We start from the raw sequence: 22,031 nt of genomic DNA on the forward strand, positions 1-22,031 counted from the left end.
TGTCGAGACCCCCGAGCAGGCGCGTCGAGCGGCCATGGAGGCCAAGCTCGACGCGCTGCACGCCGAGCAGGCCAAGGCGGTCGAGGCGGGCGGGAAGTACATCGCCCGGCACAAGGACCGCGGCAAGCTCACCGCCCGCGAGCGGATCGAGCTGCTCGTCGACGAGGGCTCGGCGTTCCTGGAGCTGATGCCGCTGGCGGGCTGGGGCAGCGACTTCGCGGTCGGCGCCTCGCTCGTGACCGGCATCGGCGTCGTCGAGGGCGTGGAGTGCATGATCATCGCCAACGACCCCACGGTGAAGGGCGGCGCCCTCAACCCGTGGTCGTTGAAGAAGTCCTTCCGCGCGGCCGAGATCGCCGAGAAGAACTTCCTCCCCTCGATCAACCTCACCGAGTCCGGTGGCGCCGATCTCCCCACCCAGAAGGAGATCTTCATCCCCGGCGGCCGCGGCTTCCGCGACCTGACCCGCTCCAGCGCGCGCAAGCAGCCCACCATCTCGGTGGTCTTCGGCAACTCGACCGCGGGCGGCGCCTACGTCCCCGGCATGAGCGACTACGTGATCATGGTCAAGGAGCAGGCCAAGGTCTTCCTGGCCGGCCCGCCGCTGGTGAAGATGGCCACCGGTGAGGAGTCCGACGACGAGACCCTCGGCGGCGCGGAGATGCACTCGCGGATCTCCGGCTCCTCCGACTTCCTCGCCGTCGACGAGCACGACGCGATCCGGCTCGCCCGGCGTGCCGTGGCCCGGCTCAACTGGCGCAAGCGGGGCGACGTCCCGACGGCGCCCTTCGCCGAGCCGGACCTCGACCCCGAGGACCTGCTGGAGCTGATCCCGACCGACCTCAAGGAGCCGTTCGACCCGCGCGAGGCGATCCTGCGCATCGTCGACGGGGTCTCGACGGGCTCGACCTCCGGGGAGGGCAACGAGGTCGCCTTCGACGAGTTCAAGCCGCTCTACGGCTCCGCGCTGTGCGTCGGCTGGGCCAAGCTGCACGGTCACCCGATCGGCATCCTCGCCAACGCGCGCGGCGTGCTGATGAGCGAGGAGGCCCAGAAGGCCGCACAGTTCATCCAGCTGGCCAACCAGAAGGACACCCCGCTGCTCTTCCTGCACAACACCACCGGCTACATGGTCGGCGCGGAGTACGAGCAGGGCGGCATCATCAAGCACGGCGCGATGATGATCAACGCGGTCTCCAACTCCAAGGTCCCGCACCTGACGGTGATCATGGGCGCGTCGTACGGCGCGGGCAACTACGGCATGAACGGCCGCGCCTACGACCCGCGCTTCCTCTTCACCTGGCCGTCGGCGAAGTCCTCGGTGATGGGCCCGGCGCAGCTCGCCGGCGTGCTGGAGATCGTCGCGCGCGAGTCCGCGGAGAAGAAGGGACAGGTCTTCGACGCCGAGGGCTTCGTCGCCATCAAGGAGATGGTCGAGACCCAGATCGAGGAGCAGTCGCTGCCCTACGTCCTGTCCGGGATGGTCTACGACGACGGGGTCATCGACCCGCGCGACACCCGGACGGTGCTGGGCATCTGCCTGTCCGTCATCGACAACCAGCCGATCGAGGGCGCCATGAACTTCGGCGTCTTCCGGATGTGAGGGCCTGATGGTTCCGACAAGCTCAACCACCGTGCGGCGCCTGCTCGTCGCCAACCGCGGCGAGATCGCCCGCCGGGTCTTCCGCACCTGCCGCGACCTCGGCATCGAGACCGTGGCCGTGCACTCCGACGCCGACGCGGGGATGCCCTTCGTGCGCGAGGCGGACGCCGCCGTACGGCTGCCGGGGAACACGCCCGCCGAGACCTACCTGCGGGGCGACCTCGTCATCGAGGCCGCCCGCAAGGCCGGCGCCGACGCGATCCACCCGGGCTACGGCTTCCTGTCCGAGAACGCCGCCTTCGCCCGCCAGGTCACCGAGGCCGGGCTGACCTGGGTCGGCCCGGACCCCTCCTCCATCGAGCGGATGGGCTCGAAGATCGAGTCCAAGAAGCTGATGGAGGCGGCCGGCGTCCCGGTGCTCGGCAACTTCACGGCTGACACGGCGAGTGCCGACGACCTGCCGCTGCTGGTCAAGGCCTCGGCCGGTGGCGGTGGCCGCGGCATGCGGATCGTCCGGGCGCTCGACGACCTGGCCGGCGAGATCGAGAAGGCGTCCTCGGAGGCCGAGTCGGCGTTCGGCGACGGCACCGTCTTCGTCGAGCCGTACGTCGAGAGCGGTCGTCACATCGAGGTCCAGGTCCTCGGTACGCCGGACGGCACGATCGTCTTCGGCGAGCGGGACTGCTCGGTGCAGCGCCGCCACCAGAAGGTGGTCGAGGAGGCACCGGCCCCCGCACTGCCCGAGGCCACCCGCACCGCGCTGCACCAGGCGGCGCAGGCCGCGGCCGAGGCGATCGACTACCGCGGCGCCGGGACGGTCGAGTTCCTCTACGACCCCGCCAAGGACCGCTTCTACTTCCTGGAGATGAACACCCGCCTCCAGGTCGAGCACCCGGTCACCGAGGCGGTCTACGGCGTCGACCTGGTCGCGCTGCAGATCGCGGTCGCCGAGGGCGGCCTCGACCGGCTCGACCCGCGGATCGCCGAGCTCGGCGAGCCGAACGGGCACGCCGTCGAGGTCCGGCTCTACGCCGAGGACCCGGCGCGCGACTACCAGCCGCAGAGCGGGCGGATCAGCCGGTTCGACGTGCCCGGCGTCGTCTCCGCCTTCGAGGGGCCGTCGTCGTACGGCGTCCGGCTGGACTCGGGCGTCGGCTCGGGCGAGGAGATCGGCACCTTCTACGACGCGATGATCGCGAAGGTGATCGTGCACGCGCCGACCCGCGAGCAGGCGCTGCGCCAGCTCGCCGGCGCCCTCGCGAAGGCCCGTCTGCACGGGCTGGTCACCAACCGCGACCTGCTGGTCAACCTGCTGCGCGACCCGGTCCTCGTGGACGCGCGGATGCACACCACCTGGCTCGACACCGCCGACCTGGCCGCGCTCGCCGCGGCGCCGGGCGGCGAGGGCACGGTGGAGCTGTCGGCGTTCGCGGCGGCGGTCGCGCTCGCCGAGGCGGCCCGGCTGGCGCGTCCGGTGCAGGGTGCGATCCCGGCCGGCTGGCGCAACGTCGTCGCCGCGCCGCAGGTGACGACGTTCCTGGTCTCGACCGGCTCGACCGGCGAGCCGGCCGAGCTCGCCGTGCGCTGGTACGGCGGCCGGGGCTTCCGCTCTGCCGACCTCGAGTCGGTGACGGTGGTCGCCGCCGGCCCGGACCGGGTGGAGGTCGAGGTCGACGGTGTGGCCCGCACCTTCGAGGTCTTCGTCGACGGCGACCGGGTGGACGTGGAGTCCTCGCTCGGCCACGTGGCCCTGCGTCGCAAGCCCCGCTTCGTCGACCCCTCCACCCAGGTCGCGGAGGGCTCGCTGCTCGCGCCGATGCCGGGCAGCGTCGTCAGCGTCCGCGCGGCGGTCGGCGACGTCGTGACCGAGGGCCAGCCCATCCTGGTGATGGAGGCCATGAAGATGCAGCACACCATCGCGGCGCCGTACGCCGGCACCGTCACCGAGCTCTCGGCCACCGCCGGGCAGCAGGTCGAGGCGGGCACCGTGCTCGCCGTCGTCGAGCCGGAGGGCTCGGAGGAGGAGATCGCATGAGCACGTTCACCGAGCCCGAGGAGCGCGTGGCGCTGCGCGAGTCGGTCAAGAAGCTCGCCGGCAAGTACGGCCGGGAGTTCGTCGAGAAGCAGGCCCGTGAGGGCGGCAAGATGACCGAGATGTGGCTCGAGATGGGTCAGGCCGGCTTCCTCGGCGTCAACATCCCCGAGCAGCACGGCGGCGGGGGCGGCGGCATGGCCGACCTGGCCGCGGTCCTGGAGGAGTCGGCGGCGGCCGGCGCCCCGCTGCTGATGATGGTGGTCTCGCCCGCGATCTGCGGCTCGATCATCGACCGGTGCGGCACCGAGGAGCAGAAGCAGCGTTGGTTGCCCGCCATCGCCGACGGCAGCCTGCTGATGGCCTTCGGCATCACCGAGGCCGACGCCGGCTCCAACTCCCACCAGATCACCACCACCGCGACCCGTGACGGCGACGGCTGGGTGCTCAAGGGCCAGAAGACCTTCATCTCCGGCGTCGACGAGGCCCAGGCGGTGCTCATCGTCGCGCGCACCGAGGACGCCAAGACCGGCAAGCTCAAGCCGGCCCTGTTCGTCGTGCCGACCGACGCGGAGGGCTTCTCCAAGCAGCCCATCCCGATGTCGTGGCAGGCGCCGGAGAAGCAGTTCACGCTCTTCATCGACGACGTCCGGCTGCCGGCCGACGCGCTCGTCGGCGACGAGGACGGCGGCCTGTGGCAGCTCTTCGCCGGCCTCAACCCGGAGCGGATCATGGGCGCGGCGATGTCGTGCGGGCTGGCGCGCTACGCGCTGGAGCGGGCCACGGAGTACGCCAAGGAGCGCTCGGTCTGGAAGGACCAGCCGATCGGCGCGCACCAGGGCATCGCGCACCCGCTGGCCAAGGTGAAGATCGAGCTGGAGCAGGCCCGCCTGCTGTGGCAGAAGGCCGCGGCGCTCTACGACGCGGGTGACGACTTCACGGCCGGTGAGTACGCCAACATGGCCAAGTACGCCGCCGGCGAGGTCGCCTGCAACGCCACCGACGTCGCGGTGCACACCCACGGCGGCAACGGGCTGACCCAGGAGTACGGCCTCGGCAACATGCTCGTCGCCGCGCGCCTGGGCCGGATCGCCCCGGTGAGCCGGGAGATGATCCTCAACTTCGTCGCCATGCACTCCCTGGGCCTGCCGAAGTCCTACTAGATCCGATACCGGGCCGCCGCGATCCGCGGACACGGCGGCCCGGCTCGGGCATGATCCCGCCATGCTGCGCTTCCTGCCCTACGCCGCGGTCGGCGTGCTGTGGCTGTTCTGCCTCGTCGACGTGATCACCTCGCGCGAGGACAGCGTGCGCAACCTCGCCAAGACGTGGTGGCTGCTGATCGTGCTCTTCTTCCCGCTGGCCGGCTCGATCGTGTGGCTGGTGGCCGGGCGACCGCAGGCGGCGCGGCCGATGACGCGCGACCAGGGCGCGGCGCCGGGCTTCCCGGAGTACGAGCGCCGCGGCCGCTTCGCCTCGGCGGACCCGGCGAAGGACGACGACTTCCTGCGCAAGGTCCGCGAGCGGGCCGAGGAGCAGCGCGCGCGCTACGAGGCGGAGCGGCGCGAGGAGCAGCGCCGCCGCGAGCAGGGTGAGGATCCCGTTCCCTAGGACGCTCCTCATCAAAGTCGAGTAAGTCTGTGTACTATCTCGGCTTATGACTCGGCATGATGTGCTCCCCTCCCGTCGCACCGTCCTCCAGGGAGCGGCGGTGGGCGGCGCCGCCGCCCTGGTCCCGCTGGCGGACGTGGCCACCGGCGCCACCGCCTCCGCCGGCGTGCTGCCCACCCGGGCCCGCCCCGCCGTCGACCGGCCCAACATCATCGTGGTGTCGATCGACGACCTCGGCTGGGACGAGCTCGGCTGCTACGGCAACAAGTTCAACGAGACCCCGCACATCGACCGGCTGGCGCGCGAGGGCACCCGCTTCACCCAGGCCTACGCCGCCGCACCGCTGTGCTCGCCCACCCGCGCCGCGCTGGTGACCGGCCGCTACCCGGGCCGGACCGGGATCACCGACTACCTGCGGGCCGAGGGCGCGGCCAGCGACCTGCACCTCTCGACGCGGATCCCCGGCATCCCGTCGGTGCTGAAGCCACGGGGCTACCGCGTCGGGCACATCGGCAAGTGGCACCTGACCGAGACCTACCACGGGGCCTACCGCTCGCGGCCGGGCAACCCGTACGCCCACGGCTTCGACGAGGTGATCGCCTCCGAGCGGCGCTACATCGGCGGTGGCGACTACTTCGCGCCGTACGCCCACCTGCCGGGGCTGCCGAAGGGCGCGTCGCACGAGTACCTCACCGACCGGCTCGGCCTGGAGGCCGACCGGTTCATCCGCCGCCACCGCAACCGGCCGTTCTTCCTGCACGTGTCCAACTACGCCGTGCACACCCGGCTCGCCGGGAAGGCGGGGCTGGTGGCGAAGTACCGGCGCAAGCACGGTGCCGGTCACGCCGGCGCCCGGCCGGCCCTGGCGGCGATGCTGGAGAGCGTCGACGACCAGGTCGGCCGGATCGTGCGCACGCTGCGGGAGCTCGGCCTGGCCCGCAACACGCTGGTCCTCGTCACCAGCGACAACGGTGGCCAGAACCGGCCGGCCAACCGCCCGCTGCGCGGCGGCAAGGGCGAGCTCTACGAGGCCGGGATCCGGGTGCCGCTCATCGCCTGGTGGCCGGGCCAGGCGCGCGCCGGGACGGTCACCGAGGAGCTCGCCAGCACCATCGACATCCTCCCGACCGCGGCCGCACTGGCCCGCGGCCGCACGCCGGCCGGGGTCGACGGGATCGACCTCAGCCCCGTGATCCGGGGCCGGGCGAGCAGCCGGGACACGCTGTTCTGGGCCTACCCGCACCACATCGGTGCCTGGCACCCGGCCGCCGCGGTGCGCCAGGGCGGCTTCAAGCTCGTCCGCCGGCTGCGTGACGGCCGCGACCAGCTCTTCGACCTCGTCGCCGACCCGGCCGAGACGACCGACATCGCCGGCCGGGCGCCCGAGGTCCGCAAGCGGCTCGCCACCCTGCTGACCCAGCACCTCGACGAGCTCGACCTCTACCCGCCGCCGCCGAGCGCGACCGACTACCCACGGGCCGCGACGGCCACCGGCTTCCGCCCGGTCGCCGGGCGGCCGCTGCGCCGCAGCGCGCAGCACCTCACGTCCAGCCGGTTCGCGCTCACCCTGCGGACCGCGCCGCTGGTCGCGGCCGGGCGCAAGGAGATCCGGCTCGGCGTCGTCCAGGACGCCGGCAACCTGCTGGTGCTCCGCTACTCCCACCGCCGCCGCGCCATCCGCTGGGAGCTGCGCCACCGCGGCCGCCTGATCACCCAGGGCGCCGAGCCGCTGAGCGGCCTCGACGGCACGGTCGACCTGTCCCGGCCCGGTGCCCGGCTGGCCATGGCGGTGCGCGGCAGCCAGGTGACGGCGTACGCCGACGAGGGCTCGGGCCGGTGGGAGATGCTCTTCCGCTGCGACGTTGGCGGGGTGCTCGACTTCGCCTCGCGCACGAACCGCGGGCGCTACCGCTACGCCACCACCGGCACGCGGGGGTTCCAGGCCCGGGTCGCCTGAGCCCCGCCCGCCGGGCCGGGCGCGGGGGATGATGGGATCGTCCGGTGGGAGGTGTGCTGGAGGGCTTCGCGACGCTCGCCGTCGTGATCGCCCTCGGTGCCCTGCTCGCCCACCTCGGGATCATCGACCTCAAGGGCCAGCGCAGCCTGTCGCTGACCGCCTTCTACGTCGCCAGCCCGGCCCTGCTCGTGACGGTGCTGGAGGACTCCGACCCCTCGCGGGTGCTGTCCGGGCCGCTCGTCGCGACCGCGGCGGGGGTGGTCGTGAGCGCCGGGCTCGTCGTGGCCTACGCCCTGGCCCGCCGCCGCGACCCGGGCACGACGGTGGTCGCCATGCTCTGCTCGGCGTACGTCAACGCCGGCAACCTGGGCATCCCGATCGCGGCGTACGCGCTGGGGGACGCCGCGCTCGTCGTACCGGCGCTGATGATGCAGCTGCTCGTCCTGCAGCCGCTGGCGCTGACGGTGCTCGACGTGGTCACCAGCCCGCAGCGGCCCTCGATCGCCAAGATCCTGGCCCGGCCGGTCACCAACCCGCTGACCATCGCCTCCTTCCTCGGGCTGACGCTGGCGATCACCGGCTCCGAGCTGCCCGCGGCCGTGCACCAGCCGCTGGAGCTCGTCGGCGGGATGGCGGTGCCCGCCATGCTGATCGCCTACGGCGTCGCGCTCCGTCTCGGCCCGCTGCCCGGGCGCGGCGTGGCGCCCGAGGTGCTCGCCACGGTGTCGGTGCTGAAGATGGCCGTGCAGCCCGTCGCGGCGTACGTCGTGGGGCGCTTCGCGGTCGGGCTGGACGGCCACGACCTGTTCGCCGTCACCCTGCTCTCGGCGCTGCCGACCGCGCAAAACGTCTTCGTGATCGCGACCCGCTACGACCGGGGGACGTTGCTCGCGCGCGACGCCATCTTCGTCACCACCCTGGCCTCCGTGCCGGTCGCCGTGGTGATCTCGGCGCTGCTCGCGTAGCCCGTTCGGGGCGGTGGTCCGCCGGTCGTCGTACCCGATGCCATAGGTTTCGTTCGTGGGAGTCGTCGGAGACATCGATCGCGGTCAGCGCCGCAGTTCGATCTTCGGCTTCCCGCTGGCCGTGGTCTACAAGTTCTTCGACGACCAGGGCAACTACCTCGCGGCGATCCTCGCGTTCTACGCCTTCCTCTCGATCTTCCCGCTCCTGCTGCTCGCCACGTCGATCCTCGGCTTCTTCCTCGACGGCAACCCGCGGCTGCAGGAGCAGGTGCTCGACTCCGCGCTCGGGCAGTTCCCGATCATCGGCGACACCCTCGGCCGCCCGGGCGGGATCAAGGGCTCGACGGGCGGCATCATCGTCGGCTCGCTGACCGCGCTCTACGGTGCCCTGGGCCTGGGCCTGGCCCTGCAGAACGTCCAGTCCGCCGCCTGGGCCGTGCCGCGCAACAGCCGCCCGCACCCGGTGATGACCCGCGTCAACAGCCTCTTCATCCTCGGCGTCGCCGGCACGATCATCTTCACCATCTCGATCGGCTCCGCGGTGCTCACCGAGACCCGCCTGGTCGGCGAGCTGTCCCAGCACGGCTGGTTCCACTGGCTGGTGCGGCTGCTGACCGTGCTCATCCTCGGCTTCGCGATGACCCTGCTGCTGCGGATGGCCGCCGCGCGCGCGATCCGCGCCAACGTGGTCCGCGCGGCGCCGGGCGGGTTCACCATCGCGGTGCTGTGGCAGTTCCTGCAGTGGATCGGCACGGCGTACGTCACCAACGTCATCGCCAGCGCCGACCGCAACAGCATGGCGCAGGTGTTCGGCATCGTGCTCGGGCTGATGGGCCTGCTCTACATCGGCGCCGTGATGGGTGTGCTCGGCATCGAGGTCAACGTCGTGCTCGCCCGCCGGCTGTGGCCGCGCGCGCTGCTCACCCCGTTCACCGACTCCGTCGACCTCACCGACGCCGACCGCCGCGCGTACGCTATGTACGCCCAGATGCAGCGGCACAAGGGCTTCGAGACCGTGGCCGTGCGCTTCGAGGGCCGCGACGGCGACACCCACGACATCGTGCTCGACCCGCGCACCGAGAAGGTCATCAAGCAGCACCTGCCGGGCATGCCGCCGCGCCCCGAGGCCGCCGACGAGCCGACCCAGCCGTTCAAGCTGCCGCCGCCCCCGGCGATCTGAGAGCGGCGCGCGCGGCGCTTGTAACTACGTGTTCATGCCTCTACCAGGGTGGTAGACCACCCTGGTAGAGGCCACAACACCCGGGTAGAGGTCTGGACACGTAGTTACATGTTCGTCCCGTATGGCCATCACGAGGTGCGGAGCAGGCCGCGCAGCGCGTCCAGGGTGGCGTCGTCGAGGCCCAGCCCGTCCCGCAGGTACGACGCCCGGTCGCCGTGCACCTCGGTGATCGTGGCGGCCGCGGCCCGCAGGTAGCCCACGTCCACGACGAGGGTCGGCTCGAAGACGTCGACCGCATCCGGCCCGAGGTGCCGGGCGATCTCGGCCTCGGCCCGGGCCCGGCTCGCGGCGGTGCGCGCGTTGGTGAGCAGGTAGTCCGCCTCGATGGTGGCGTCGTCGACCCCGGCGACGTGCAGGAGCAGGGCGGCGACCCAGCCGGTGCGGTCCTTGCCGGCGGAGCAGTGGAAGAGCTGGGGGCCGCCGGTGGCGAGCTGGCGGAGCACCGCGCCGAAGGCGGCGAGCGACTTCGGGTGGGTGACGAAGGCCCGGTAGACCTCCTCCATGATCGCGACCGCGTCGGCCCGCGAGGTGAGCGCGGCGATCCGCTCCATCGGGATGCCGATGGCGTCGAAGTGCAACGCCTCGGCCCCCGGTACGTCGGGGTCGGGGTGCAGCGCGATCTCGGCGGGCGAGCGCAGGTCGATGACGGCGCGCAGCCCGATCCCCTCGAGCAGGCCGTGGTCGGCGTCGGTCAGGCGGAGGTCGTTGGACCGGTAGAACACCCCGGTGCGCAGCCGGCCGCCGTCCGCCGTGGCGTAGCCGGTGCCGGCGACGTCGCGGAAGTTGTCGGCGGAGGCCAGCCGGAGGTACTCCTCGTTCTCGCTCACGACGAGCAGCCTAGGGACTCCTCAGCGGCGGGGCGGCAGCGGCAGGAAGCCCGACGTGCGCGCGGCGTACTCCGGGTAGCCGGGCCGCTGCATCATCGTCTGCTCCAGCAGCCGCGCTCCCGTGGCGAAGACCAGGAAGTAGGTCATCACCACCGGCGCGAGCACGGTGGCGAGGCCGGCGACCCAGCCGGAGGCGAGCCCACCGGCGAGCCAGATGCCCCACCACACGCACGCGTCGCCGAAGTAGTTCGGGTGGCGGGTGTAGCGCCACAGCCCGGTGTCGAGTACCTGCGGACGCTGGTCCTTCGGCTTCGCCCGGTACGCCGCGAGCTGGGCGTCGCCGACCGCCTCGAAGACCACGCCGACGAGCCACAGCACGGCCCCGACGACGACCAGCGGCCACCAGCGCACCTCGTGGGCGGCGCCGACGGCGACGGGCAGCGCCACGAACGCCAGCGCGACGCCCTGGATGCCGAAGACCTTGCGCACGGCCACGCCCATCCCGACCTCACGGAGCGGGCCGCCGAGGACCTTCTCGTAGCGGGGGTCCTCCTCCGTGTGCGCGGCCGTACGACGGCCGATGTGCCAGGCGAGGCGCCCGCCCCAGACCACCACGAGGCCCACCAGGACCAGCGTGCGCCACGCGTCACCGGTGTCGCGCAGCAGGCCGACCGCTCCGGCCGCGAGCGCGGCGACCACGAAGCCCAAGCCCCACGCCACGTCCACGACCGCCACCCGGCCCTGCCGGCGCGCGACGAGCGCGGTCGTCGTCATGACCGCCGCCGCGGCCACGACGACGGCCAGGACCGAGACCAGGACGTCCATCACCAGTCCCGCGTCCAGGGCAGCTGGTGCGGCGCACCAGGCCGCACCAGCAGGAACTGGTCGACGCCCATCCGCCCGTCGCGGAAGGCCATCGACCCGCCGACGAGGTAGAGCCGCCAGACCCGCACCAGCTCCTCGCCGACGAGCTCGGTGATCGCGTCGATGTTCTTCTCGAAGCGCTCCAACCAGCCCGCGACGGTGAGGACGTAGTGCTCGCGCAGCGCGTGCACGTCGCGCAGCTCCAGGCCGGAGGACTGCAGCAGGTCGGCGGTCTCGCCGGCCGGGCGCATGTGCATGTCGGGGGCGATGAAGGACTCGATGAACGGACCGCCGCCGGGGTGCTTGCCGTTGCGCGACATCTGCTGCACCAGCACCCGGCCGCCGGGGCGGACGTGGTCGTGCAGGACCTGGGCGTAGGTGCGGTAGTTGGCCTCGCCGACGTGCTCGCCCATCTCCAGGGAGACCACCGCGTCGTACTGGCCGGCGACGTCACGGTAGTCCTGCAGCCGGATGTCGACCCGCTCGGACAGGCCGCGCCGCACCGCCTCGGCCGAGGCGTAGCCCTGCTGCTCGGCGGAGATCGTGACGCCGGTGACCTCGACGCCGTAGTGCTCGGCGGCGTAGAGCGAGAACGAGCCCCAGCCGCAGCCCACGTCGAGCACCCGCATGCCGGGCTCCAGGCCCAGCTTGCGGCAGACCAGGTCGAGCTTGGCGCGCTGCGCCTCGGCCAGCGGCTGCGACGGCGAGGTGTGGTAGCCGCAGGAGTAGGCCATCGTCTCCGGGTCGAGGATCAGCCCGTAGAACTCGGCACTCGTGTCGTAGTGGTGGCTGATCGCGCTGCGGTCTCGCTGCTTGCTGTGCAGGCGGCCGCGGAGCTTGGCCTGGGTCGCGGGAGGAGCGGGCGGACGGCCGATGAGCTCCAGTCCGATCGCCGTCCGCACCGCTCCCGTCAGTGCCCGCAGGCTCGGCCGCCGGTCGGCCAGCCCGCGCTCCCGTGCCACGGCGAAGGCGTGCGTCAGGGCGATGTCGAGGTCGCCCCACACGTCCAGCTCGCCGGTGACGTAGGCCTGGGCCGCGCCCAGCTCGCCGGGGTGCCACAGCAGCCGGCGCAGCGCGTCCGGGGAGCGCAGCTCGACGACCGGCGCGCCCTCCGGGCCGGCGTAGCTGCCGTCCCACGCGACCAGCCGGACCGGCAGGTCGCCACCGATGAAGGGGCGCAGCGCCTCGGCCAGGGTGTCGGCGATCATCGGGCCGCCTCCGGGGTCGCCTTGGTGAAGGTGAGCTGGTGGTCGTCGATGTAGCCGGCGGTGAACCCGGCGCGGCAGTACTCTAGGTAGAAGTGCCACATCCGGGCGAAGGTCGCGTCGAAGCCGAGCGCCGTGACCTCCTCGCCCGCCGCGACGAAGGCCTCGTCCCACAGCCGCAGCGTGGTCGCGTAGTGCTGGCCGATCGCGAGGTCGTCGGTCACCCGCAGGGCGGTGTGCCGTGCGGTGACCTCCTCGATCGCGCGCACCGACGGCAGCGCGCCTCCGGGGAAGATGTACTTGGTGATGAAGGTGTGCGTCGAGCGGGTCGCGAGCATCCGGTCGTGCGGGAGCGTGATCGCCTGCAGCGCGACCTTGCCGCCCGGCACGAGCACGTGGTCCAGCGTCTGGAAGTACGTCGGCCAGAACTCCGCGCCGACGGCCTCGATCATCTCCACCGACACCACCGCGTCGTACGCCGCGCCGGGCTCGTCGAGCAGCGCGCGGTAGTCGCACAGGTCGACGACCACGGCGTCGGTGTGCCCGGCGGCGGCGATGCGCTTCTCGGCGAGCCGCTGCTGCTCGACCGACAGCGTGATCGAGCGGACCTCGGCGCCCCGGGCGGCGGCCCGGATCGCGAGCTCGCCCCAGCCGGTGCCGATCTCCAGCAGGCGGGTGCCCTCGCCGACGCCGGCCTGGTCGAGCAGCCGGTCGATCTTGCGGTGCTGCGCGGCCACGAACTCCGCCGTACCGGCGTTCGCGGGGTCGTCGAAGAGCGCCGAGGAGTAGGACAGCGTCGGGTCGAGGAAGGCCGTGAACAGGTCGTTCGACAGGTCGTAGTGGTGGGCCACGTTGGCCTGGGTGTTCTCCCGGGTGCCGCGCTGGCTCCGCGGCAGGCGCGGCACGACGAAGGCGCGCAGCCGCTGCAGGGGCTCGGGCACCAGGCTCGCCATCTCCGCCGCGAGGACGGCGAGGAAGTCGCCGAGCACCCCGTCGCCGGGGACCCCGTCCTCGGACCAGGCGCCGGTCAGGTAGGCCTCGCCGAAGCCGATCAGCTGGTCGCGGCCGATCCGCGCGAAGAGCTCGGCGGGACGGTGCACCACGATCGCGGGCCCGCCGCGGCCGATGACCTCCTCGGTGCCTCCGGATCCCCCACGGATCCGGACGGTCACGTCGAGCCGGTTGATCGCGGAGCGGAAGAGCCACTCGGCGATGCGCGCGGCCACGCCGCCGGGCGCGGGCGCCGGGTGGAGGTCGGGCCAGGTGCGGACGTCGGGAGCCTCGGTCACGGTCATCGGATGCTGCCTTCCCGGTCAGAGGTGCGGGGGGATGCGGGCGACTGCTGGGGGGAGTGCTGGGGTGAGTGCTCGGGGCGCGGCTGCACGGGCAGCCGGCGGGCCCACAGGGCGATGCCGTGGGCCCGGATCAGCGCGGCGCCGCGGAGCCCGGCGAGCGGGACACGGGGGACGGGCGCCGGCTCGCCGCTCACGGCGGCGTCGAAGCGGGCGCCGTCGGCGGTGACGAGACGGACCGCGACCCGGAGCCGGCCGGTCGCCGGGTCGGGCGGCGGCGCGAGCACCTCGTAGTGGCCGTCGACGCCGTGGAAGGGCGAGACGTAGAGCGCCTTGTCGACGCGTCCGCGGCCCTGCTCGTCGGTGTCGAGCAGGTAGGTGTGCCGCTCGCCGTAGGTGTTGTGGACCTCGACGACGGTGGCGTCGGGGCGGCCGGTGCCGTCCGCGTCCCGCCACACCCAGTGCACGCTGATCGGGTTGAAGCAGTGGCCGAACGCCCGCGGCTGCGCCGCCATCAGCGCCCGTCCGCCCCGGAGGTCGATCCCGTTGGCGTCGAGGAACCGGTCGAGGCCCTCGCGCACGCTCGCGGTGTCACCGCCGAAGTGGTCGCGGCCCAGGAAGCGTCCGCGCCCGCCGGGGACCCGGCCGTCGCGGCCGACCCGGTCGAGGTCGACGACCCAGGAGCGGGTCTGGTGCTCGAAGCGGTGCTCGATCGGCTGGCGGCGGTGGTGCACCAGCGTGGTCCGGTACGACGTCGCGGCCGGTGCCGCCCAGGACAGGCCCAGCCGCTCGGCGGCCCGCAGGCCCGAGCGCGCGCCGTCCTCGTGGAAGCCCCACCCGTGGTAGGCGCCGGCGAAGACCAGCCGGTCGGAGTCGATCTCCGGCAGCCGGCGCTGCGCGGCGACGGACTCCGGCGTGTAGAGCGGGTGGGCGTACTCGCGGCGCACCAGCACCGTGGCGGGGTCGACGAGGTGCTCGCCGCCGAGGGTGACGAGGTAGCGGGTGTCGGTGGGCAGCCGCTGCAACCGGGTCAGGTCGTAGGTCACCAGCACCTGCGCGCTCGGCTCGGCCGGACGGCGGAAGTTCCACGACGCGGAGGCGTCCGTCGCCCGCGGCAGCAGCCGGGTGTCGGTGTGCAGCAGCGCGGTGTTGCTGGCGTAGGGCAGCGCGCCGAGCACCTCGCGCTGGGCGGCGGTGGGCTCGGTGAGCAGGCGCAGCGCCTGGTCCGGGTGGGTGGCGACCACGACGGCGTCGTACTGCTCGGCGCCGGCGGCCGTGGTCACCTCGACGCCGTCGGGCAGCTCGCGGATGCCGAGCACCGGCGTGCTGCGACGCACCTCGCCGCCGCGCCCCCGGAGCGCGGCGGTGAGGGCGTCGACGTAGGTGCGCGAGCCGCCGCTGACGGTGCGCCAGGTGGGGGAGCCGAAGACCTGCAGCATCCCGTGGTGGGCGAGGAAGGAGAACAGGTACGCCGCCGGGTAGTCCAGCGCCGTGTCCGGGTCGCACGACCAGACGGCTGCGACGAGCGGCTCCATGAAGTGCCGGCGGAAGTACGGCGAGAAGCCGCCGGCGTCGAGGAAGGCGGCCAGCGTCGTCGGGTCCCCGGCCGGGTCGGCGCAGTCGTCGAGCAGGCGGCGGGCCCGGCGGTGGAAGCGTGGGATCTCGCGCAGCATCCGCAGGTACGCCGGGTTGCGCAGGTTGCCGGTCCCGCGCGGGAAGATCCCGCGCCGGCCGAGCGCGCCGGCCCACTCCAGGCCGGTGCCGTCGTCGCTGATCGACATCGACATCTCCGACTCCTGGGTCGGGACGCCGAGCTCCTCGAACAGCCGCAGCAGCACCGGGTAGGTGCGCCGGTTGTGGACGATGAAGCCGCTGTCGATGCGCAGCGTGCGTCCCGACGGGTCGGTGACCACGTGGGTGTCGGCGTGCCCGCCGATCCGGTCGTCGGCCTCGAGCAGCGTGACGTGCGCGGTGCGCGAGGCGACGTAGGCCGCGGTGAGCCCGGCCACGCCGGAGCCCACCACGGCGACGCGCCGCGGAGGAGTCGCGGTCATCACGCCTCCAGCGGGAAGAGCGCGATCGGCTTGGAGGTCGGGTGGTCCGACCCGCCGTCGGGCTCCACGGTGATGCCGACACCGGTCGCCTTGGAAGCGTCGCCGTCGAGGACGTACGTCGTGTCGGCCTCCTCCGGCATCAGCCCGGCCGGCACCATCTCGCCGGCGGGCGACTGCAGCCACAGCTGGTAGGTCTTGCCGCTCGGCGGCAGCGCCATGTGCCGGGTCCGGATGACCGCCTTGCCCTGGCTCCGGGAGACGACGAGGGTCGCCTTCGAACCGTCGGGGAAGGCCTGGGCGACCTCGGTCGCGTCGGCGGCAGAGAGCACGCGGTCGGCCGCGGTGGGCGGCTCGTTCGCGGTGTCGTCGCCCGTCCAGGGCCGCACGAGGGCGGTGCCGACGGCGAGCAGCAGGACGACGGCGGCGGCGACGAGCAACGGGGTGCGGGTGAGCCGGTGGACCAGGCCGCGGCGGGCGCGGCGCTCGGCGAGCTGGTCGACCTCCGCCGGCACGGCGGCCGGGGTCTCCACGATCGGGGGCAGCGGACGGATCGACTGGATGCTCGCGAGCACGGCGTCCCGGACGGAGGCCGGCGGCTCGACCGGGTCGGTGCCCAGCAGGGCAGCGGCCTCCTGGAGGCTGGCCACCTCCTCCTGGCAGTCCCGGCACTCACGCAGGTGCGCCTCGAAACGGGCGCGCTCCTCGGCGTCGAGGGCGTCCACGGCATAGGCGCCGGACAGCGCGTGCTCGTGATCGGTCATCGTCCTACTCCGATCGTGTCGCGCAGCCTGATCAGGCCGTCGCGGATCCTTGTCTTTGCAGTCCCGACCGGTAGGTCGAGCAGGGCGGCCACCTCCGTGTGGGTGTAGCCGCCGAAGTACGCCAGCTCGATGGCCTCGCGCTGGACCTCGGTGAGCTGCCCGAGCGCGGTCCGCACCCGGTGCGCCTCCAGCGAGGCGTGGGCCGCCTCGGCGGTCTCGTCGTGGGGCACGCTCTGGTGGCCGTGCTCGTAGGTGAGGTCACGCCGGGTGGCGGCCTCGGCGCTGCGGACCCGGTCGACCGCCTTGCGGTGGGCGATGGTCATCAGCCAGGCCGAGGCGCTGCCGCGGGCGGCGTCGTAGCGGCTGGCCTGGCGCCACACCTCGAGGAACACCTCCTGGGTGACCTCCTCGGACTGGGCCCGGTCGCGCACCACGCGCAGCACCAGGCCGTGGACGCGGGGCGCCGTGGCGTCGTAGAGCTCGGCGAAGGCCGCGGTGTCACCACGCGCGGAGCGCTTCAGCAGCGCGCCGAGGTCGGGACCAGCGCCGGACGGCGCCCCCACGTGGGGGGCGCCGCCCGGGTTGCCGGGGACCGGATCCATGGTGCTGATCCTTCCGCCTTCTGCTCTCGCTGACGAGGGGTCACTTGACCCCGGTCAGCACCTTGTCGATCACGTAGACGGTGGCGTTGGCGGTCGGGATGTTGCCGCACAGGACGTTCGCCGTGACCGTGCCGTCACTGACGGTCATACCCGACTCGGGGTCACCCGAGACGGTCAGCTTGTCGCCCTTGAGGGTCGTCTTCTCGCCGGTGACCGCGTCGGCCTTGTCGTTCTCGCCGAGCACGTGGTGGGCCAGGATGCCGTAGAGGGCGGACTTGTCGCCCATCTTCTTGCCGTCGGCGACCATCGCGTTGAGGTCCTTCTCCGGGATCGCGGCGAAGGCGTCGTTGTACGGCGCGAACACGGTCAGCGCGGCGGCACCGTTGAGCGTGTCGCCCAGGCCGTCGATGCTGCCCACGGCGGTGACCAGGGTGCTCAGCAGCGGGTTGTTGCTGGCGGCGGTGGCGACCGGGTCCTTGACCATGCCGTCGAACGAGCCCTTGCCGGAGGTCGGGATCTTGGAGCAGCCGGGGCCGAAGGTGTCGGCGGCCGCGCCCTGGGCGTCGCTGCTGCTGTCGGTCATCGAGTCCGAGCTGGACTTGTCGTCCGAGCCGCTCGCCTTGGTGTCGTCGTCACCACAGGCCGCGAGGCCGGCGGAGAGGGCGAGCACGCAGGTGGCGATGCCGGCGTTGCGGCGAAGGTTCTGGAGCTTCATGGTGATGCCTTCCGTAGAGGGAGTCTCTGTCATTGATTCGGAGTGGTGCGGGACCCGGATGGGCCATTTCTCGGGCTTTTTCGCGCTACTTCACGGTGACGAGGAACTCGTGCAGGCCACTGGCGCCGTCGGGGAAGGGCTCGGCGCGCACCGCGGTCTGCTCGTCGCCGTTGCCGGCGACGGCGCGCACCGCGATCCGGTGCGACCCCGACGCGGCGTCCCAGCGGTAGAACCACTGCCGCCAGTAGTCGTTGCCGCCGTCCGGCCCCAGCTGCGCGTCCACCCAGCCGCCCCCGTCGATGCGGACCTGCACCTTCGCGACGCCGCCCCGCTCCTGCGCCCACGCGACGCCGCCGACCACGACGTCGCCCGGGTCCACCTGGGCGAGCGCCTTCGGGGTGTCGATGCGCGCGGAGATCTTGATCGGGGCGTCCGTCGCCCACTTCCGCTCGGTCCAGTAGGCCTGCTGGTCGTCGTACGTCGTCAGGGTGAGCCGGGTGACCCACTTGGTGGCGCTGATGAACCCGTAGAGGCCGGGGATCACCATCCGCACCGGGAAGCCGTGCTCCCGCGGGAGCGCCTTGCCGTTCATGCCGATCGCCAGCATCGCGTCGCGCCCGTCGGTCGCCAGGTCCAGCGGGGTGCTGATCGTCATCCCGTCGAAGTCGGTGGACAGGATCTGGTCGGCCTTGGTGCCGTCGATGCCGGCCTTGGCCAGCACGTCGGTGAGCCGGACGCCGAGCCAGCGGGCGGCGCCGACGTACGGGCCGCCGACGCTGTTGCTGACGCAGGTCAGCGTGATGTCCCGCTCGATCAGCTCCATGCCGAGCAGGTCGTCGAAGGTCAGGGTGACCTCGCGCTCCACGTCGCCGTCGATGGTGAGCTCCCAGTCCTCGCTGTCCACGACCGGTACGTCGAGCCGGGTGTCCACCCGGTAGAACTTCCCGTTGCTCGTGCGGAACGGGGTGATCCCGGGGACCTGGTCGTCCAGGCCGCGCGGCAACGGCGGCGCCGGGCTGGCGGGCTTCGGCAGGTTGATGTCCTCCGGGCGGCGCTTGACCGCGGCGACGAGCCGGCCCGCGACGCCGCCGACGGCGGCCGTGGCGCTCACCGCGGCGATCGTGATCAGCAGCGTGCGCCGGCTCCCGTCGCTCTCGTGGGCACGCCGGTCCGTGGTCGCCAGCAGCCGCAGCGCCAGCGGGCCGACGACCAGCGCGACCAGGGTCGGCACCAGGTCGACGGCCTCCGTGCTCGGGCGGGTCAGCACGGCCCCGCCGGCGACCACGACGAGCACCGCGAGCAGCGCCATCCCGGCCACCAGGCTGCGCCGGGCGAGCACGCCGGCCAGCGCGGCCAGCAGGAGCACACCCGCCATCACCGAGCCCACCAGGATGGTCTTGTCGGCGCTGCCGAACTGCCGGATCGCCCACTCCTTCATCGGCGTCGGCGTCTGGTCGATGACCGCCGAGCCGACGGCGAGCACCGGCGAGGAGGCGGGGTCGGTGAGGGCCGCCGCGAGGTGGGCCAGCCCGATGCCGACGAGGGTCGCGAGGACGCCGTACCAGGCCCAGAGGAGTCGTGCCTTCATGGAGGTGGTTCGGAGCGGACCACCCGACCGGATCGGTCTACGGCGTGTGCGTCGTCGCCACGTGCACCAGCGCGTCCCCGGCGTTGACGATCGGTGCCCGGGTCAGCCCGATCACGATCCCGGCCCGGTCGGCGTGCACCAGGCGCACCCGGCGGCCGAAGGTGTCGGACAGCCCGCCGAGCCGCTGCCCCGCCTCGACCCGCTCGCCGAGGTGGACCTCGAGGTGCAGGATCCCGGTGCCGCGGGCCCGGACCCAGCCGCTGGAGCGGGACTCCACGACCTCGACCGGCGCCTCGTCGGGAGCCGGCTCGTCGTCGATCATGCCGAGCGAGGCGAGCACCCGTCGTACGCCGCGCACGCCGACGGCGATCGCGTCCTCGTCGAAGCGCAGCGCCTCGCCGGCCTCGTAGAGCAGCACGGTCGCGCCGCGGTCGCGGCCGGCCTGGCGCAGCGAGCCGTCGCGGAGCCGGGCGTGCAGCATGACCGGGGCGCCGAAGACCTCGGCCAGCTCGCGGGTCCGCGGGTCGTCGAGGTCGGCGCGGATCTGCGGGAGGTTGGCGCGGCGGTCGGCGGCGGTGTGCAGGTCGATGCCGACGTCGCACTTGCTGACGACCTCGGTCATGAACAGGTGCGCGATCCGGCTGGCCAGCGAGCCGCGGGCCGAGCCGGGGAACGAGCGGTTGAGGTCGCGGCGGTCGGGCAGGTAGCGGTCGCCGGTCATGAAGCCCAGCACGTTGACGACCGGTACGGCGACCAGGGTCCCGCGGAAGGTGCGGGCCGAGAGCGTCGCCATCGCCTGGCGGATCACCTCGACGCCGAGCACCTCGTCGCCGTGGATCGCGGCGTTCACCCAGACCGTCGGCCCGTCCTCGCGCCCGTGCACGACCCGGACCGGCAGGCTGACGTCGCCGCCGGTGACCAGGCGGGTGATCGGGAGCTCGACCTCCTTGGTCGAGCCGGCGCGGACCCGGACGTTGCCGATCGCGAACGACTCACGCAGTGCCACGTGGTGGGACCCCCCGGTTCTTGCGGCGCACGCGGCGCGGCGGCCGGCCGCCCAGGTAGGAGCGGCCGGAGTCGACGAGGAAGCCCTGGCGCAGCGCCTCGCGCCCGACCAGCATCCGGAAGCCCATCTCGTCGCGGCGGGTCAGGGTGAGCTCGGTGGTCACGGTCCGGTCGAGCAGCTCGATCGCGGTGAGCACCACGAAGCGCTCCTGGGTGTGGCCGGTGGAGCTGCGCACGACCCGCCGGTCGTGCACCGGGCACTCGACGAGGACCGCGTCCTCGGCGGAGCGCTGCCACGGGTGCACCGAGAAGCGGACCCACTCCCGGCCCTCGCGCTCGAAGGGCTCGAGGTCGAAGGCGTGCAGCGCCGACGTACGGGCGCCGGTGTCGAGCTTGGCCTTCACCGGCCCGACGCCGAGCCCGGGCAGGCGCACCCACTCTCGCCAGCCGGCGACGACCGGAGGGCTGCTTGAATGGGGACTCACCACGCCAGCAATCCAATCAGGTCGGAATGAAGCTCGCGATCCTCTCCCGCGCCCCCCGCTCGTACAGCACCCAACGACTGCGCACCGCCGCCCTCGACCGGGGGCACGACGTGAAGGTGCTCAACACCCTCCGGTTCGGCATCGACCTGTCCGGCGACCTGCCGGACCTGCAGTTCCGCGGCAAGCAGCTCTCGGACTACGACGCCGTGCTGCCGCGCATCGGCAACTCGATCACCTACTTCGGCACCGCCGTGGTCCGCCAGTTCGAGCAGATGGACGTCTACACGCCCAACACCGCCAACGGCATCTCGAACTCGCGCGACAAGCTGCGCGCCTCGCAGATCCTGTCGCGGCACAACATCGGCATGCCGGCGACCACCTTCGTGCGTGACCGCGCCGACGTGATCCCCGCGATCGAGCGGGTCGGTGGAGCGCCGGTCGTGATCAAGCTGCTGGAGGGCACCCAGGGCATCGGCGTGATCCTGGCGCCGGACATCAAGGTCGCCGAGGCGATCATCGAGACCCTGCAGAGCACCAAGCAGCAGGTGCTCATCCAGCGCTTCGTCAAGGAGTCGCGCGGTCGCGACATCCGCGCGCTCGTCGTCGGCGACCGGGTGGTCGCGGCGATGCGACGGGTCGCGCAGGGTGACGAGTTCCGCTCCAACGTGCACCGCGGCGGCAGCGTCGAGCGCGTCGAGCTGGACCCGGAGTACGAGCGGGTCGCCGTCCGGGCCGCCCAGATCATGGGTCTCAAGGTCGCCGGTGTCGACATGCTGGAGGGCGACGAAGGCCCGCTGGTCATGGAGGTGAACTCCTCGCCCGGCCTGGAGGGCATCGAGCAGGCCACCAAGCTCGACGTCGCCGGCGCGATCATCGACTACATCGACAACCAGGTCGCCTTCCCGCAGATCGACGTGCGTGAGCGCCTCTCCGTCTCCACCGGCTACGGCGTCGCCGAGCTGCTCGTGCACAGCGACGCCGACGTCGTCGGCAAGACCCTCGGTGACTCGGGCCTGCGCGACCGGGACATCACCGTGCTGACCCTGCACCGCGGCACGACGGTGATCCCGAACCCCTTCCCGCACCACGTGCTGCAGCCCGACGACCGGCTGCTATGCTTCGGCAAGCTGGAGGAGATGCGCTCGATGATCCCGGCCCGCCGCAAGCGGACCCGGGTGAAGAAGCTCCCGAAGCAGCCGATCCACGATGCGGCAGGATGACCGCC

Annotated in this window: 19 protein-coding genes and 1 pseudogene; 9 read left to right on the forward strand and 11 right to left on the reverse strand. The window is 72.7% G+C overall.

Annotated features, from left to right (window positions below; translation table 11 throughout):
- The first annotated feature begins 34 nt into the window (after positions 1 to 34).
- The 7 genes from MRBLML1_RS05735 (at position 35) to MRBLML1_RS05765 (ending at position 9,348) form a co-directional block, all read left to right on the forward strand.
- Positions 35 to 1,603: an acyl-CoA carboxylase subunit beta gene (locus tag MRBLML1_RS05735; RefSeq protein WP_364513136.1), complete on the forward strand. Its 1,569-nt coding sequence runs from the start codon at positions 35 to 37 to the stop codon at positions 1,601 to 1,603.
- 31 nt (positions 1,604 to 1,634) lie between these two features.
- On the forward strand, positions 1,635 to 3,638 hold the full coding sequence (locus tag MRBLML1_RS05740; RefSeq protein ID WP_364512645.1) for an acetyl/propionyl/methylcrotonyl-CoA carboxylase subunit alpha: 2,004 nt from the start codon (positions 1,635 to 1,637) through the stop codon (positions 3,636 to 3,638).
- Entirely contained in the window at positions 3,635 to 4,798 is a 1,164-nt protein-coding gene (locus MRBLML1_RS05745; protein WP_364512647.1) for an acyl-CoA dehydrogenase family protein, read from the forward strand. Before MRBLML1_RS05740 ends, MRBLML1_RS05745 begins: the two co-directional genes overlap by 4 nt.
- A 61-nt stretch (positions 4,799 to 4,859) precedes the next feature.
- On the forward strand, positions 4,860 to 5,246 hold the full coding sequence (locus MRBLML1_RS05750) for a PLD nuclease N-terminal domain-containing protein (protein WP_364512650.1): 387 nt from the start codon (positions 4,860 to 4,862) through the stop codon (positions 5,244 to 5,246).
- A 46-nt stretch (positions 5,247 to 5,292) separates the two neighbouring features.
- Positions 5,293 to 7,203 carry a sulfatase gene (locus MRBLML1_RS05755; RefSeq protein ID WP_364512653.1) on the forward strand — a complete coding sequence of 637 codons (1,911 nt, stop codon included), beginning with the start codon at positions 5,293 to 5,295 and terminating at the stop codon, positions 7,201 to 7,203.
- 44 nt (positions 7,204 to 7,247) lie between these two features.
- Positions 7,248 to 8,168, forward strand: a complete 921-nt coding sequence (locus tag MRBLML1_RS05760) for an AEC family transporter (RefSeq protein WP_364512656.1) — start codon at positions 7,248 to 7,250, stop codon at positions 8,166 to 8,168.
- Positions 8,169 to 8,223: 55 nt separating this feature from the next.
- On the forward strand, positions 8,224 to 9,348 hold the full coding sequence (locus tag MRBLML1_RS05765) for a YihY/virulence factor BrkB family protein (protein ID WP_364512659.1): 1,125 nt from the start codon (positions 8,224 to 8,226) through the stop codon (positions 9,346 to 9,348).
- A gap of 128 nt (positions 9,349 to 9,476) precedes the next feature.
- On the opposite strand, the gene MRBLML1_RS05770 is transcribed toward MRBLML1_RS05765, so the two are convergent.
- The 11 genes from MRBLML1_RS05770 to MRBLML1_RS05820 form a co-directional block, all read right to left on the reverse strand.
- Entirely contained in the window at positions 9,477 to 10,235 is a 759-nt protein-coding gene (locus tag MRBLML1_RS05770; RefSeq protein WP_364512662.1) for a tyrosine-protein phosphatase, read from the reverse strand.
- 21 nt (positions 10,236 to 10,256) lie between these two features.
- Positions 10,257 to 11,060 carry a DUF1295 domain-containing protein gene (locus tag MRBLML1_RS05775; protein ID WP_364513139.1) on the reverse strand — a complete coding sequence of 268 codons (804 nt, stop codon included), beginning with the start codon at positions 11,058 to 11,060 and terminating at the stop codon, positions 10,257 to 10,259.
- Positions 11,060 to 12,307 (reverse strand): cyclopropane-fatty-acyl-phospholipid synthase family protein, encoded by a 1,248-nt coding sequence (locus tag MRBLML1_RS05780; RefSeq protein WP_364512665.1) that lies wholly within the window; start codon positions 12,305 to 12,307, stop codon positions 11,060 to 11,062. Before MRBLML1_RS05780 ends, MRBLML1_RS05775 begins: the two co-directional genes overlap by 1 nt.
- Positions 12,304 to 13,599 (reverse strand): class I SAM-dependent methyltransferase, encoded by a 1,296-nt coding sequence (locus MRBLML1_RS05785; RefSeq protein WP_364512668.1) that lies wholly within the window; start codon positions 13,597 to 13,599, stop codon positions 12,304 to 12,306. The genes MRBLML1_RS05780 and MRBLML1_RS05785 overlap by 4 nt, the downstream gene beginning before the upstream one ends.
- The gene (locus MRBLML1_RS05790; RefSeq protein WP_364512670.1) at positions 13,596 to 15,650 is read right to left on the reverse strand and encodes an FAD-dependent oxidoreductase; all 2,055 of its coding nucleotides are present in this window, start codon (positions 15,648 to 15,650) and stop codon (positions 13,596 to 13,598) included. The genes MRBLML1_RS05785 and MRBLML1_RS05790 overlap by 4 nt, the downstream gene beginning before the upstream one ends.
- Complete coding sequence (locus tag MRBLML1_RS05795; protein ID WP_364512672.1) at positions 15,650 to 16,411, reverse strand: anti-sigma factor; 762 nt, start codon at positions 16,409 to 16,411, stop codon at positions 15,650 to 15,652. The genes MRBLML1_RS05790 and MRBLML1_RS05795 overlap by 1 nt, the downstream gene beginning before the upstream one ends.
- On the reverse strand, positions 16,408 to 17,013 hold the full coding sequence (gene sigK, locus MRBLML1_RS05800; protein ID WP_364512675.1) for an ECF RNA polymerase sigma factor SigK: 606 nt from the start codon (positions 17,011 to 17,013) through the stop codon (positions 16,408 to 16,410). Before sigK ends, MRBLML1_RS05795 begins: the two co-directional genes overlap by 4 nt.
- A 40-nt stretch (positions 17,014 to 17,053) precedes the next feature.
- The gene (locus MRBLML1_RS05805) at positions 17,054 to 17,728 is read right to left on the reverse strand and encodes a fasciclin domain-containing protein (protein WP_364512678.1); all 675 of its coding nucleotides are present in this window, start codon (positions 17,726 to 17,728) and stop codon (positions 17,054 to 17,056) included.
- Positions 17,729 to 17,813: 85 nt separating this feature from the next.
- Positions 17,814 to 19,316 carry a molybdopterin-dependent oxidoreductase gene (locus MRBLML1_RS05810; protein WP_364512681.1) on the reverse strand — a complete coding sequence of 501 codons (1,503 nt, stop codon included), beginning with the start codon at positions 19,314 to 19,316 and terminating at the stop codon, positions 17,814 to 17,816.
- Positions 19,317 to 19,353: 37 nt separating this feature from the next.
- Positions 19,354 to 20,322: a succinylglutamate desuccinylase/aspartoacylase family protein gene (locus MRBLML1_RS05815; RefSeq protein WP_364512683.1), complete on the reverse strand. Its 969-nt coding sequence runs from the start codon at positions 20,320 to 20,322 to the stop codon at positions 19,354 to 19,356.
- Positions 20,309 to 20,809: an ATP-dependent zinc protease gene (locus MRBLML1_RS05820; protein WP_364512686.1), complete on the reverse strand. Its 501-nt coding sequence runs from the start codon at positions 20,807 to 20,809 to the stop codon at positions 20,309 to 20,311. The genes MRBLML1_RS05815 and MRBLML1_RS05820 overlap by 14 nt, the downstream gene beginning before the upstream one ends.
- Before the next feature lie 23 nt (positions 20,810 to 20,832).
- On the opposite strand from MRBLML1_RS05820, the pseudogene MRBLML1_RS05825 reads away from it, so the two are divergent.
- Positions 20,833 to 21,693: pseudogene (locus tag MRBLML1_RS05825) on the forward strand (ATP-grasp domain-containing protein); the annotation flags it as partial.
- A gap of 27 nt (positions 21,694 to 21,720) precedes the next feature.
- Positions 21,721 to 22,026 (forward strand): cation:proton antiporter regulatory subunit, encoded by a 306-nt coding sequence (locus MRBLML1_RS05830; RefSeq protein ID WP_364513142.1) that lies wholly within the window; start codon positions 21,721 to 21,723, stop codon positions 22,024 to 22,026.
- Positions 22,027 to 22,031: the final 5 nt, after the last annotated feature.

The sequence above is a fragment of the Nocardioides sp. LML1-1-1.1 genome, assembly GCF_040676175.1.
Lineage (GTDB): Bacteria > Actinomycetota > Actinomycetes > Propionibacteriales > Nocardioidaceae > Nocardioides.